The sequence below is a fragment of the Agrobacterium deltaense RV3 genome (genome assembly GCF_900013505.1).
Lineage (GTDB): Bacteria > Pseudomonadota > Alphaproteobacteria > Rhizobiales > Rhizobiaceae > Agrobacterium > Agrobacterium leguminum.
Map to the genome: position 1 here is coordinate 1,045,922 of NZ_LT009745.1, position 12,739 is coordinate 1,058,660.

The following is a 12,739-nucleotide window of genomic DNA, read 5'->3' on the forward strand; positions in this document are numbered from 1 at the left end:
GCGAAACCGTGGCTTTACTGGCCAAATGGTAAAAAGGCAGGTCACGATGCTGCGTAACCTGCCTCTAAACTCAGTAGTTGTTTGGCTTCCAGCCAATATCCATATCGTTCCAGTCCTCATTGGCTGAACCGACGCTGATATCGCCGAGCGTACGGAAGGCCAGACGGGCATTGATTGACCAGTCATTGGCGGCCTGACGGCTGGAATTGATATTGCCTTCGTCGGAATAGCTGACCGTCAGGATCGTGCACTCATCCTGATAGGCAATGCCGATGCGGCGTTCGGCGGCAAACTTCCCGTTGAGATCGTAATTGATCGAACCGAACAGCGACCAGTTGTCGTCCATGCGCAGCGAACCGGACGCCTGGATGATATCGCGGTCTTCGTTATAGCCGTATTTCGGCTGCGCCTTGACCTGCGTATAGCTGAGCTTGCCGGTAAGGCGACGGTCCGAATAGCTGATACCGGTTTCCGAGCGGTTGATGTCGAAATCGTCCTTGTCGAGACGCAGGCTCGACGACAGCGAAAGTCCGATCGGCGCATCGAAAGCGGCCATGGCGACGTAATCCGAACGGTCGGATTCGAGGCCCGAATTGGCGCCTGCATTGACGAGATCGTAGGAGGCGAAGGAATTGTCGCCCGCCAGATGGAAGGACTGGCCGGCAATGGCGCGAACGCCGTAGCCATTGTCGAACGTACCGTTATAGCGGAAGCCGATATTGGCGCGCGTGCCGCCTTCGATCCGGTCGAAACCGGAGAATTTGTCGCGTTCGAACAGGTTGGTCGCGTCGAAGACGAATGCCTGTGCATCCTCGTTCGGAAGGCGGCCGGCATATTGTTCGTTCGGGCGCACGAAAATCTGTGCGATTGGCTCAATCACGTGGCTGCTGTTGAGCGCCGTGAACAGCCAGGGATAACGCACTTCCAGACCACCGGTGACCATGCCGCGGAAAGCCGCGCCGTCATGCATCATGCCCTCATAGGCATAGGAGGTCCCGCCCGAGGTGAAGGCCGCAGGAGACATGTCCGTCCAGAGCGCGTCGCTGCGCGCAGCAAGGATAGGCGTGATCTGCAGGCCGCTGTCCATCGTGAAGGTGCGCTTCCACTCGGCTTCGGTGGAAAGGCGCGTATAGTCGCCCTCAAGCCCGCTGAAACGCGGATAACCGCCGAGCGCGTAAGCATCCTGCCGCAGGCGCGTGATGCTCGTCAGGTTGGTGGTCAGCAAAAGTTCGCCGCCATAAACCGGATCCGGCACGAAATAACGGTAGTCGACAACCGGGTGGACGATTGCCTGTTTGCGTTCCTTGGCTTCGGTATTGTCCGTATCCTGAACGTTGAAATAATAACCGCGGGCTTCGAAGCTGTTACGCTCACTCGCACCGTTCAGATAGATCTGGTTGGTCTGAACGTCGTTTTTATAACCCTTCAGCCCGTAGGTGCGCGAAAAGTTATTGTCGGTCTGCACCATGGCATCCCAGCCGAACGCCCAGCGCGGGTTGATCGAGAAATCACCCTTGCTTGCGATCATGCCGCGATTGTCGTTGAGGGCGTCGCTGGTGCCGGCCGTGAAGGTTTCGGACTTTTGCTGGCTGATGCCCGCGATCGTGACCGTGTGCATGCCGGTTTCGAAGCGCTGGCGCAGTTCTGCCTGCAGCAGCAGACCCTGCGTCGTGTAATAGGTCGGCGTGACGGTCACGTCCGAGGTGTCGGACAGAACGTGGAAATAGGGGACGCCGATACCGAAACCGAGATTGTCGGTAATGCTCATCTGCGGGAACAGGAAGCCGGATTTACGCTTCACCGTATTGTCCGGAACCGTAAGGAACGGCAGATAGGCGATCGAATGGCCGAAAAGCTGCAGGCGGGCCTTTTCCAAGCGCACCGTATGGGTCTTGCCGTCCTGAACGACGCGCTCGGCCTTGACCTGCCACAGCGGCGCCTTTTCGGGCCGCTCGGCGCAGGGCAGACATGCGGTGTAGACACCGTTGTTGAGCACCATCAGGTCGCCTTCGAGACGCTCGGCGCTTTCACCGGCAATACGGGTATTGTCCGTGGTCTCGACGCGCAGCGCATTGACGAAGCCCTGACCGAAATCGTCGGTCACGTCCATCTCGTCGGCATAGATCTTGTTGCCGCCCGGCTCGATCAGCTCGATGTTGCCATGGGCGATCACGCGGCCGGTCTGCTGGTTATATTCCACTTGCTGGGCCACCATGCGGTAGCCCGAATATTTCATGCGAACCACGCCCTTCGCGATCACACGCTGGGAATCGCGATTATAGGTCAGTTCATTTGCTGTAAGCAGGAGTTTCGAATCGTCTTGGCTTGCCGACGCAAGCAAACCATCCTGGCCGATAGCGACCGGGCTGGATGCCAAATACGCGCACACAGCGGCACCTGTCAGAAGGGCCGTCCAAAGCCGCCTGATATTCCCGCGGTCATATACCGCCACTAGCCGTCCTCCTGATGAAGCAGAATGGTTGCCCCCAAAGCCAACGCCACGATGACTGGAACCCAGACCGCGACGGTGGGAGGGACAACGCCACCACTCCCGAATGCCCTTACGAGCACGGTTACTACATAAAGCACGAAGCCGGAAACGATTCCACCCAGAATCACGGAGCGCGATTGGGCGAAGCGGCTGAACTTTAATGAAACGGTCGCGGCGATCAAGGTCATCGCGACCAGAAGCAGGGGCGTCGATAGCAGGAAATGATACTGCGTCTCAAGCGCCTTCGAAGATAGTCCAAAGGACTTTGCAACTTCGATCTTGTGAGAAAGGTCAAAGAAAGCAACGGTTTCCGTCTGCGTCATGCGCTCCTGGACGAATTCCCGTCTCAGATTGGTACTGATCCGCGTGCTTTCTTGCCGAACTGGCACATGCCCGGCGCGCGTTTCCGAAACGCCGTTAAGAAGCCAGTAACCATCTTCCAATTTAGCCGACTTCGCATCCTTACGGGAGACGATGTTTCCGTCCTTGTCGATGTCGATCAGAACCACGTCGAGAAGCAGCGTTCCATTGTCCTCGAAGCTCTTGGCGCCGATGATCGTATCCTGGCCGCCGCTTGCCTGGCGCATCCACGGAATGATCTCCTGCTGGCGGCCGCCGCCCGCTTCGTTGCGCAGGCCGGCTTCCATCGCCAGCGACTTGTTCTGGCCCCATGCCGCGATGGGGTTGAGGATAGTGACCGACAGGATGCCGATGAAAACCGCGCCGAGCACGAAGGGAAGGATGAACTGCCATGCGGAAATGCCGGCGGCGCGCGTCACCACCAGTTCGTAACGCCGGTTGAGCGAGATCAGCGTCGTCATGCCGACGAAAAGCGCAATGAAGGGCACAGTCTGTTGCAGGATCAGCGGCAGGCGAAGCGCCGTCAGGCCAAGGGCGGCCGGAACGGAATAGCCGGGCAGGCCGGACATGCGCCGTGCCGTTTCGCTGAAGTCGGCGAGGTAAATGATCGAGGATACACCGAGCAGGAACCAGATGGCGGTGATCAGATATCGCTTCAGGAAATACCGGGAGAGCGTGTTGAAAATCATGCGTTGCCGCTCCCAGAGCTTTTCGCCATCCGGCTGGAGAAGAGACGGCGCAGACGACCCATCGCATCGGCGATGATTTTCGGCATTTTCGGCTTGCGACCGGTCAGCAGAATGAAGGCGGCGGCCCCGCCGCTAAGGCCCGGAACGGCATAGACCAGCGGAATGAAGGCCGCGCTCTGCTTGATCTGATTGGTGACGTAAAAACCAAGCCACCGCAGCATGAAGGCCGTCACCAGTGCGGCGACCATCGGATGCAGGCGCGCTTCGCGGTGCGAACGGGCATCGGCGGCGATGACCAGCGAAATCAGCGCGAAGGAGAAGGCGAACATCCAGTCCGACAGGCGCTTGTGCAGCTCGCTGCGGAAGGCTTCCGGCGAGCGCTTGTAGCTCGCATTGTTCTCGTCGGGCGAGAGAAGGAAACCGAGGCTGGCATCGCCCGGAGAGAGCGACGGCTCGGAATCCTGCTTTTCCGACATGGTCGAAAGGTCGAAGGCATAGGACAGGAACTTGACGATCGAGACCTTGCCGTCCGGCGTCTTCTGCTGCACTTCGCCGTCGCGCATGGTCAGCGACGTGCCGCTTTCATCGATCATGCCTTCCTTGGCATAATAGATGAGGTCGAAATTCGGATCGCGGCGGTCGGCGACGAACAGGCCCTTGAGGATACGGCCCTGCCGCTGGGCGATCTGCACGTAAAGACCGTCCTGAATGGTGCGGAAAGTCTTTTCTTCAATCACCGAGGACAGAAGGTCGGCATATGCGGCGGCCACCATCTGCCGGGCGGAGCTGCGGGCGGGCGGCTCGATGAAATTGGTGATGGTGAAGGAAAGCGCGCTCAGAATGGCGGCCAGAATGAGAACCGGGCGATACATGATCGAACGGGGCGATCCGGCCGCATCGATGATGGCAAGCTCGGAATCGTTGTTCATCGTGGTGAAGATCTGGGTGATGCCGATCACCAGCGCGAAAGGCAGGACGACCGGGATCAGCGTCGGCAGGATCATCGTCGCGAGCGCCATGAAGGAACCCATCGACTGGCCGGTATCGGTGACGAGATTGATTCTCTGGAGAACCTGGATGGTCCAGATGATGGCCAGCACCGGCAGCAGCGCGACCAGAAACATCTGCGTTGTCCGCCGCAGGATATAGTTCTCGAGAAGCTTCATACGGCCCTGTTCGACATTGTTTTTCCGTGCGATCGCTCGCCGAGTTTCCGCCTATCTAATCGCATCATTTGCAATTGGCTATTCCGGCGTGCTCACAAATATGTTTTGCGCGATGATTTTTCCATCGCCTGTGTCTTTTTGTGGAACAAGCTGTCGGTTTCATGACGCGACTTCGCATTCCACAAAAATGCCTTTCCTTTAACGACTGTAGGCCTTTAAAGAATGCGGGGTTGCGCCCGGGGCCGAAAAGGCCATGATCATGCGCATCGTGCAAGTCATAGAAGAAGAGCAGGAAAACATGTCCGCCAAATTCGATATTTCTTTCGCCAATTCCGCCGCGCTTGAAAACGCGCTCGCCGTTGTGCTGCAGGCCTCGGGTGAGGCGCAGGCAGTCGCCGGCGCCTCCGAGGCCGATCCGGGCGGTGTGATCGAAAGGGCGGCGAAGATTTCGGGCTTTTCCGCAAAGTCCATGACGACGCTCGACGTGATCGCGCCGCAGGGTTCCGCCGCCGACAGGCTGCTCGTCATCGGCCTCGGCAAGCCGTCGAAACTGGTCGCTCATGACTGGCTGCGCGCCGGCGGCACCGCCGCCGCCAGTTTCAAGAAAGCGGACAGGGTCGTCATCTATCTCGATGCGCCGGGCGTAGAGGTCGGTGCGCAGGCGGCTGCGGATTTCGCGCTTGGCCTGCTGCTGCGCGCCTATAGCTTCGATGCTTATAAGACCAAGAAAAAGTCCGACGAAGAGAAGACGCCGAAGAAGGTGGAGATTGTCATCGTCACGGCCGCCCATCAGGAAGCGGAAAAGGCTTTTGCCGTCTCCGAGGCCGTTGCGGGCGGTGTTACCCTGGCGCGCGATCTCGTCAACCTGCCGCCGAACGCTCTCGGTCCCGTCGAATTTGCCGAGAAGGCGGAGGAGCTGCGCAAGCTCGGCGTCGAGGTGGAAGTCCTCGGCGAGAGGGAGCTGAAGAAGCTCGGCATGAATGCGCTTCTCGGTGTGGCGCAGGGATCGGCGCGCCCGCCCAGACTTGCGGTGATGCAGTGGAACGGCGGCAACAAGAAGGATGAGCCGATTGCCTTCGTCGGCAAGGGTGTCGTTTTCGATACCGGCGGCATTTCGCTGAAGCCCGGCCTCAATATGGAGGATATGAAGGGCGACATGGGCGGGGCCGCCGCCGTCACCGGCCTGATGCATGCGCTGGCCGCCCGCAAGGCCAAGGCGAATGTGATCGGCGTCATCGGCCTCGTGGAAAACATGCCTGACGGCAATGCCCAGCGTCCAGGCGATATCGTCACCTCCATGTCCGGCCAGACCATCGAGATCATTAATACCGATGCCGAAGGCCGGCTGGTTCTGGCCGACGCGCTCTGGTACACCAAGGATCGCTTCAACCCGAAATTCATGGTGAACCTTGCCACGCTGACGGGCGCGATCACGGTGGCGCTCGGCAATCTTCAGGCCGGTCTATTCTCCAATGACGACGAGCTTGCAGCGCGCCTCACGCAGGCGGGCGATGTGACGGCCGAAAAACTGTGGCGCATGCCGCTCGGCAAGGATTACGACAAGATCATCGATTCCAAATTCGCCGACATGAAGAACAGCTCGGGCCGTCTGGCGGGTTCCGTCACCGCTGCGCAGTTCCTCAAGCGTTTCGTGGGCGAAACTTCCTGGGCGCATCTCGATATCGCCGGCACCGCCATGGGGTCGCCGCTGACCGAGATCAACCAGTCCTGGGGATCGGGCTACGGCGTCCGGCTGCTGAACGAACTCGTTCGCGCCCATTACGAAGATTGAAGCGAGCGGAGCGGCACGTCTGCGGATGACTGAAATTCTGTTTTACCATCTGACGGAATCGAAGCTGGAGGATGCGTTGCCGCCCTTGCTTGAGAAATCGCTGGAACGCGGCTGGAAGGTCGCGATCCAGACGGTGGGCGAAGAGCGCCGTGATTTCCTCGATACGCACCTGTGGACCTTTCGTGACGACAGTTTCCTGCCGCACGCCACCGATACTTCGCCCGCACCGCAAAACCAGCCGATTCTCCTGACGGCGTCCGACGAGAACGCCAACGCGGCAAGTGTCCGCTTTCTCGTCGATGGCGCCGAGCCGCCGGCGGTTGAGGCCTACGAACGTATCGTGTTCATGTTCGACGGATACGATGCCTACCAGCTCGAAATGGCGCGGAATCACTGGAAAAGACTGAAAACAGAGGGACATTCCCTGACCTACTGGCAGCAGTCACCTGAAGGCCGCTGGCAGAAGAAGGCCTGATCGCACCCCCCGATTGTGCATCCCGACGATTGGTTCCATACGCAAACAGACCGGCAAAAATTCGCACGTGGCGTCAATTGCGGGTTTTTGCATTATGCGCTCGAAGGAATCCCGGGGGAATGGGCTTTCGCTTCGAGCGAGGCGGCTGGTTTGACCTGCTCTGCCTCGGGCGGCTTCCTGTAACGCAACAGCAGAAGGACATGAGTATGGGACAGGCGATATCGCGACCGGAGGGAGAAACCGAGCGTCTGGTCGCGGTGCGGTCGATCATGTCTTTCAAGAATGCCGAGATGCCGGAGCTGAAAGTGCTGTCGCAACTGGGGCAGGGGGTTTTTGGCGTGGCGCGTGCGGCGGTCAGTATTATCGATGAGGATTGGCTTCATATCGCTGAGCAGGCGGGAATGCAGCTGTCGGAATGCTCGCGCGATCTGTCGATCTGCAACCGCGTCATCGCCAAGCAGGATGTGGTGGTGATACCCGATCTCACCGAGCATCCGCATTTCCGCTTCATGCCCTATGTGAAAGAGGGGCCGGAGCTGCGTTCCTATGCGGGTGCGCCGATCGAACTTGAGCCTGGTCTTGTTGTTGGCGCCTTTTGCCTGGTCGATACGGTGCCGAGAAATTTTTCCCGCATCGAAATCGACAATCTCAGACATTTCGCGTTGCTGGCGGCTGCATTGCTGCGGCTTCAGAAAGCCAATTTCACCATGAGTCTGGCCGAACGCGAATTGCGCGATGCGGCGATGACCGATCCGCTGACCGGGTTTTATAATCGCAAGGCGCTAGAGGCGATTGTCGACGGCCAGCTCGGCGCGGCCCTGCGTGCAAACGAGGCCTTCGGTGTGCTCTATCTTGATCTGGACGGTTTCAAGACCATCAACGACACGTTCGGCCATCCTGCCGGTGACCGCGTTCTGACCGCTGCCGCCGGACGTATCCGCAAGGCAATCCGCAAGGAGGATATCGTCGTGCGCATGGGCGGCGATGAATTCGCGATCTTTATACCGCGGCCCCGCAGCCCAGATGTCATGAGCGGAATGGCGGACCGGCTTCTGGCCGCTTTCCGAAACCCCTTTGACGTGGACGGGCAGGAGGTGGACGCCCGTCTCAGCATCGGCGGCGCGCTTGCTCCGCAGGCGGGTGCCGACCGGGCAACGCTGCTATCCAGCGTCGACGAAGCGTTGTATCAGGCCAAAAAATCAGGGCGCGACCGTTTCGTCAGCCGCGCCCTTTGAGGCATTGTCCTTCGGGAAGCGCTTCTGCTTCTCAGTCGTAGAAGGAATCCACGAATTTGTGGCGGCCGAGCAGGAAGGCGTCGGCTACGTGGGTCAGCGGCGCGAGATCGACATCGGAAAGGCCAGCCTTGATGATTTCCGAGAAACGCTCGTAAAGGGCAGGATATTCCCGCTCCGGCTGGGAGAGTTTTTCTTCGCCGTTGATCGAAAGCTTGGCGCCGCCTTCCGAAAGCACCATCCGTCCCGCTGCCGTCTCGGCAACGATATCCCAGCTCTGCTTGCCGGTCTGGCGCCAGTCGAATTCGGCATGGACGGGCGTTTTCGCCACATCGGAAAAATGCAGGTCGGCAGCGATCGGGGCGTCGCGGTTTTCCGGGAACTCAAGCGTCGCCTTGGTCAGGAACAGCGCGCGCGGCAGGATATGGGTGATGATCGAAAGCGCGTTGATGCCGGGATCGAACACGCCGAGACCGCCCGCCTGCCAGATCCAGGCCTGGTTCGGGTGCCAGTGGCGCACATCTTCTTTCCAGATGACATGCACGCTCTCGATTTTGGTGGAAGCCAGAAACACCTTCGCAGCCTCGACCGCCGGTGCATAACGCGAATGCCAGCTTGCAAAGAGCGAAAGGCCCTTCGAATCCGCCAGCCGGACGAGATCCTGCACCTCCGAAAGGGTGGCGCCCGGCGGCTTTTCGAGGAAAACGTGCTTGCCCGCATTCAGCGCCGCGTAAGCCGCCTCGTAACGATATTGCGGCGGCATGCACAGCGATACCGCGTCGATGGCAGGCACGGCCTCCAGCATGGCCTCGATGGTGCCATAGGAAGCGACGCCGTCCACGGTGCCGTGGCGGCTTGCGGTGCAGATCAATTCAAAATCCGGATTGCCTGCAATGGCGGGAAGATGCTGGTCGCGAACGATTTTGCCGACGCCGACGATGGCAAGCTTGGTGGCTGACATGAAGTGGAACCCGTGTGTGAGTGCTGTCTGAGATAAAGTGTGATTTTTACAGGTTTTTAGCAGAAACGCCCGAAGGAGCAAGGCGATCGTTTCGGCGCGAATGGTCTTTCCAGAAAGCGCGACGTCTCGACAGTATCCGACAGTGACTTCGCATTTCCACGCGACCTAAAATATATAAATTAATATTGCATTTTTATTGGAATTTTTCCTTTTTTCGGCTATTGAGATGCGGATTTTGATGTATATCTTGGTATTAATATAATTTATTTATTCTAATATAGTTATTTCAAAGATCGGATTGTGGTGGTTTTGTTTAAATCTGACCGATTTTCTGGCTTCGTTCAGAAAGTCAACGAAAGCAACCACCAATTCAATACATATGGGCTGATTTTCGGCGTCGTCCTCTACAATCTCTACATATTGGTGGATCTCAGTCTGGTGCCCGAGATCATCTGGCTTGATCTGGTCGTCCGCCTGATTATTGTAACGCCGATTTTATTTCTTTATTTTCCGGTGCGATATTATGCGATCGGGCTGCGGCCGGATGCGGTCGCCCATGAGGTGCTTCACGGGCTGGGCTGCATGTTGGTCGTCGCATCGATCATGTTCATCTATGCCAATGCTCGGACGTCATCCGCGAGCGAATATTACATCGGTATCGTTACCGTCGTCATTTACATGAATACGATCCATCGCAAACCGTTTCCGCTCGCCGTCATGGGTACGGTCGGGTGCATGATAGTATTCATTGTCGTCATGCGGTATGTCACGGTGACGAGCGAGGTCGCGAAGCTGCCCGCGATCATGTGTTCCGTTGGCATCAGCGTCGTTTCGCTTTTTGCGGCCTATCGTATCGAGCAGGTGGAAAGACGGGACTATCTGGCGTCGCTGCGCGAAAAAATGTTGTTGCAACAAATTCAAAGTGCAAACCAGGAACTTCAGCAGCTCTCCAATACCGATCAGCTCACCGGTATCCGCAATCGCCGCAGCTTCGACGAGGCGGCGAGCGAGGCTTCTGCCGGCAGCGGCAGGCCGCGGGCTCTCATCCTTCTCGATGTCGACTATTTCAAAAACTATAATGATTCCGAAGGCCATATTGCCGGCGATGACTGCCTGCGCAGGATCGCCGGACGTCTTCGCAGCGCCCTGCGCAGGGACGATGGCGACAGAAGTTTCGTCGCGCGTTACGGGGGCGAGGAATTCGTCGTCCTGCTCGACGATTGCGTCACTTCCGCTGCACTGGCGATAGGGGAAAGACTGAGATTGGCTGTGATCGACGAGGCAATACCCCATCTTAACCGCCCCGACGGGCGGGAAATCGTCACCGTCAGCCTCGGGATCGCAGTCTCCGGTGACGGCGGGGAAGTTATCTACGACATGGTCAACCGGGCCGATACCGCGCTTTACGAGGCCAAGCGCCATGGAAGAGACCGGCTGGTGTTGGCCTCCGGCCCTACGGAAGCGATTGCCGGGCCAACAGGACCTTATGACGCCGAAGCCGCAATGTCGGCATAGGCGGCTCAAGGCTGGGCGATGTTTGATAAGTCCTGCATGGAGCGGGAGTTGTGAAGTCCATGAACCGGAATTCCGGTGCCGCAACACATGACGACAGGTAATGCAGATGATGGAATTGATCGCCGCACAAGCGGCAGCATCCGCTGCCGAACTTCCCTTCCTCCTGCTTCAGGCGGCAGCCGTTGTCGGCATGGTGTCCGTGCTGATTCTCCTCCGGCGAAACATCGCCCTCGAGGATCCCCGCTATAAGATCTATTATGGCATCGTGTTCGGCATGGCAGGGTTTCTGCTCGCGATGCTGGTTTCCGAATTCATCAAACTTCCCTCCAAACCCTATATCCGCACGGAATTGCTGTTTCTTGCCGGGGTGCTGGGCTCATGGCAGGGCGGGTTGATCACCCTGGTTTTCGTGGCGGTCGGGCGATATGTCTTTGGCGGTCCCGCGCTGTTTCTTGCGGCCTTGCAGGACATGGTCGTCATTTCGGCCTGCGGCATCGCCATGTATGGCTGGATGCGCAACCGGCGCCTCGCCGATATCGGAAATCGGGATATTCTTATCGTCTGTGCGGCCAGATTCATGACCGCACTGCTGGCCATCACAATTTCGTTCGCCCTGGGTTTAATCGATCACGCACTGTTCGTAAGCGCACTCGGTCGCCGGACAATAGGCGCCGCCTCCATTGGTTTGCCGATGATCGTGTGCCTGTTCATCCTCTTGCGCAGCGAAGCGCGGGCCCGGGAAGAGGCAAGGAAACGAGAGGAGGCAGCAAGAACGGATTCGTTGACCGGTCTACCCAACACGCGGGCGCTTAAGGACCATATGGAAAAAGTCATGCGGCCGGAACCGGCGGTTCCCCACGCCCTTGTTCTGATCGAGATCGTCAATATAGCCGATGTCGCCGCCTGCGAGGGAGAAGACTGGAGCGATCTTTTCTGGCCCCGGCTTGCGCGGGAGATCTGCGACGGGGACTACGGCGTCCTTTGCGACACCAATGCGCCCTGTAGCTTCATGTTCGGCGATACGACACTCGCAGTCGTCATGCAGGGGATTTCGCTTGAAAAGTCCGAAAGTACGAAACTCATAATGCGTCTGCATGAGGGTTTGAGCACGTTTTGTCGCTCGGCGGAGGCAGGGCCGGTCCCGCATCTCAAAATCGGCGCGGCAAATCTGGACAAGCTTTCGCAACGGAACGTCGCCTCATTCCTCAGGCACCTCAGCCTGGCGCTCAAGGGCAGCGATCATCCGGTGCAGATTTTCCCCTTCTCCTTTGCCGAGAAAGCGACACTGGACGAGGCGGTGCGGCAGATGCTGGTCAACTGGATCAAATCCGGCACGCCGCCCATTTGTTATCAGCCGAAATTCGAAATGCGCAATCGCCGCATGATCGGCGCCGAAGCGCTCCTGCGCGCGGTCGACGCGCGGGGGCAGGCGCTTTCGCCTTATTATGTGCTGGAAATCGCCGAACGCCATCGGCTGCTGGTGGAATTCGAATGGTCGACGATCGAGGCCGTCGTGCGCGATCTTCGCGACCTGCACGGCCTCGAGGCGGATTTTCATCTGGCGGTGAATATTTCCGCTTCGTCCTTTGCGAGCGCGCATTTCGCAGACCGGGTCGTGGCGCTGCTGCACGAAATGGCGGTGCCGGCGTATCGCCTCTCAATCGAAGTGACGGAGATGAGCAGGATACCGACCACCGATGTCGTACAGCAGAATTTCGATACGCTGATTGCCGAAGGCGTCCGGCTGGCGCTCGATGATTTCGGTACCGGTTATGCCGCCCTTACGTTGCTGGCGCGGTTCCCGTTCGAAGAGGTCAAGATCGATCACTGGATGACATCGAGGCTCGACCAGTCGCGGTTCAGGGAGGCCATTGCGCTCGCCTTCGAGAGTGCGGAGCGTTACGGCGCAAAGCTGGTAACGGAAGGCATAGAAACCGAGGAGCAGAGCCGGCTCCTCATGCAGATGGGCATTCGCTTCGGGCAGGGTTATCTTTATTCCCCCGCCGTACCGCTCGACCGCCTGCAACCGCGCAGGGCATGCGCCTAGGACATATCCAG

The 12,739-nt window shown here is 58.6% G+C and carries 9 protein-coding genes; 5 read left to right on the forward strand and 4 right to left on the reverse strand.

Features of this window, described 5'->3' with window-relative positions:
- Positions 1–70 precede the first annotated feature (70 nt).
- The 3 genes from AGR7B_RS05355 to AGR7B_RS05365 are packed head-to-tail and all read right to left on the reverse strand — an operon-like array spanning position 71 to position 4,706.
- The gene (locus AGR7B_RS05355) at positions 71–2,452 is read right to left on the reverse strand and encodes an LPS-assembly protein LptD (protein WP_080856197.1); all 2,382 of its coding nucleotides are present in this window, start codon (positions 2,450–2,452) and stop codon (positions 71–73) included.
- The gene (gene lptG / locus AGR7B_RS05360; protein ID WP_078054093.1) at positions 2,452–3,540 is read right to left on the reverse strand and encodes an LPS export ABC transporter permease LptG; all 1,089 of its coding nucleotides are present in this window, start codon (positions 3,538–3,540) and stop codon (positions 2,452–2,454) included. The genes AGR7B_RS05355 and lptG overlap by 1 nt, the downstream gene beginning before the upstream one ends.
- On the reverse strand, positions 3,537–4,706 hold the full coding sequence (locus tag AGR7B_RS05365) for an LptF/LptG family permease (RefSeq protein ID WP_078054092.1): 1,170 nt from the start codon (positions 4,704–4,706) through the stop codon (positions 3,537–3,539). Before AGR7B_RS05365 ends, lptG begins: the two co-directional genes overlap by 4 nt.
- A gap of 298 nt (positions 4,707–5,004) precedes the next feature.
- On the opposite strand from AGR7B_RS05365, the gene AGR7B_RS05370 reads away from it, so the two are divergent.
- From AGR7B_RS05370 to AGR7B_RS05380, 3 genes are all read left to right on the forward strand, one after another.
- Complete coding sequence (locus tag AGR7B_RS05370; protein ID WP_065654808.1) at positions 5,005–6,498, forward strand: leucyl aminopeptidase; 1,494 nt, start codon at positions 5,005–5,007, stop codon at positions 6,496–6,498.
- A 25-nt stretch (positions 6,499–6,523) separates the two neighbouring features.
- Positions 6,524–6,973, forward strand: coding sequence for a DNA polymerase III subunit chi (locus AGR7B_RS05375; protein WP_003520745.1), 450 nt, complete (start codon positions 6,524–6,526; stop codon positions 6,971–6,973).
- Positions 6,974–7,179: 206 nt separating this feature from the next.
- Positions 7,180–8,208, forward strand: a complete 1,029-nt coding sequence (locus tag AGR7B_RS05380) for a sensor domain-containing diguanylate cyclase (protein WP_065654078.1) — start codon at positions 7,180–7,182, stop codon at positions 8,206–8,208.
- Positions 8,209–8,239: 31 nt separating this feature from the next.
- Here the strand turns inward: AGR7B_RS05380 and AGR7B_RS05385 are convergent, their stop codons facing one another.
- A complete protein-coding gene (locus AGR7B_RS05385; protein ID WP_080856198.1) occupies positions 8,240–9,166 on the reverse strand; it encodes a Gfo/Idh/MocA family protein in 927 nt (308 codons plus the stop codon).
- Positions 9,167–9,604: 438 nt separating this feature from the next.
- Between AGR7B_RS05385 and AGR7B_RS05390 the strand changes: the two genes are divergently transcribed.
- Positions 9,605–10,681 (forward strand): GGDEF domain-containing protein, encoded by a 1,077-nt coding sequence (locus tag AGR7B_RS05390; protein WP_245317689.1) that lies wholly within the window; start codon positions 9,605–9,607, stop codon positions 10,679–10,681.
- A 106-nt stretch (positions 10,682–10,787) separates the two neighbouring features.
- Positions 10,788–12,728, forward strand: a complete 1,941-nt coding sequence (locus AGR7B_RS05395; RefSeq protein WP_080856997.1) for an EAL domain-containing protein — start codon at positions 10,788–10,790, stop codon at positions 12,726–12,728.
- Positions 12,729–12,739: the final 11 nt, after the last annotated feature.

What these genes read in the sequence shown, in the direction of transcription:
- lptG (WP_078054093.1), bottom strand. Translation starts at nt 3,540, where the DNA reads ATGATTTTCAACACGCTCTCCCGGTATTTCCTGAAGCGATATCTGATC.
- AGR7B_RS05365 (WP_078054092.1), bottom strand. Translation starts at nt 4,706, where the DNA reads ATGAAGCTTCTCGAGAACTATATCCTGCGGCGGACAACGCAGATGTTT.
- AGR7B_RS05370 (WP_065654808.1), top strand. Translation starts at nt 5,005, where the DNA reads ATGTCCGCCAAATTCGATATTTCTTTCGCCAATTCCGCCGCGCTTGAA.
- AGR7B_RS05375 (WP_003520745.1), top strand. Translation starts at nt 6,524, where the DNA reads ATGACTGAAATTCTGTTTTACCATCTGACGGAATCGAAGCTGGAGGAT.
- AGR7B_RS05380 (WP_065654078.1), top strand. Translation starts at nt 7,180, where the DNA reads ATGGGACAGGCGATATCGCGACCGGAGGGAGAAACCGAGCGTCTGGTC.
- AGR7B_RS05385 (WP_080856198.1), bottom strand. Translation starts at nt 9,166, where the DNA reads ATGTCAGCCACCAAGCTTGCCATCGTCGGCGTCGGCAAAATCGTTCGC.
- AGR7B_RS05395 (WP_080856997.1), top strand. Translation starts at nt 10,788, where the DNA reads ATGATGGAATTGATCGCCGCACAAGCGGCAGCATCCGCTGCCGAACTT.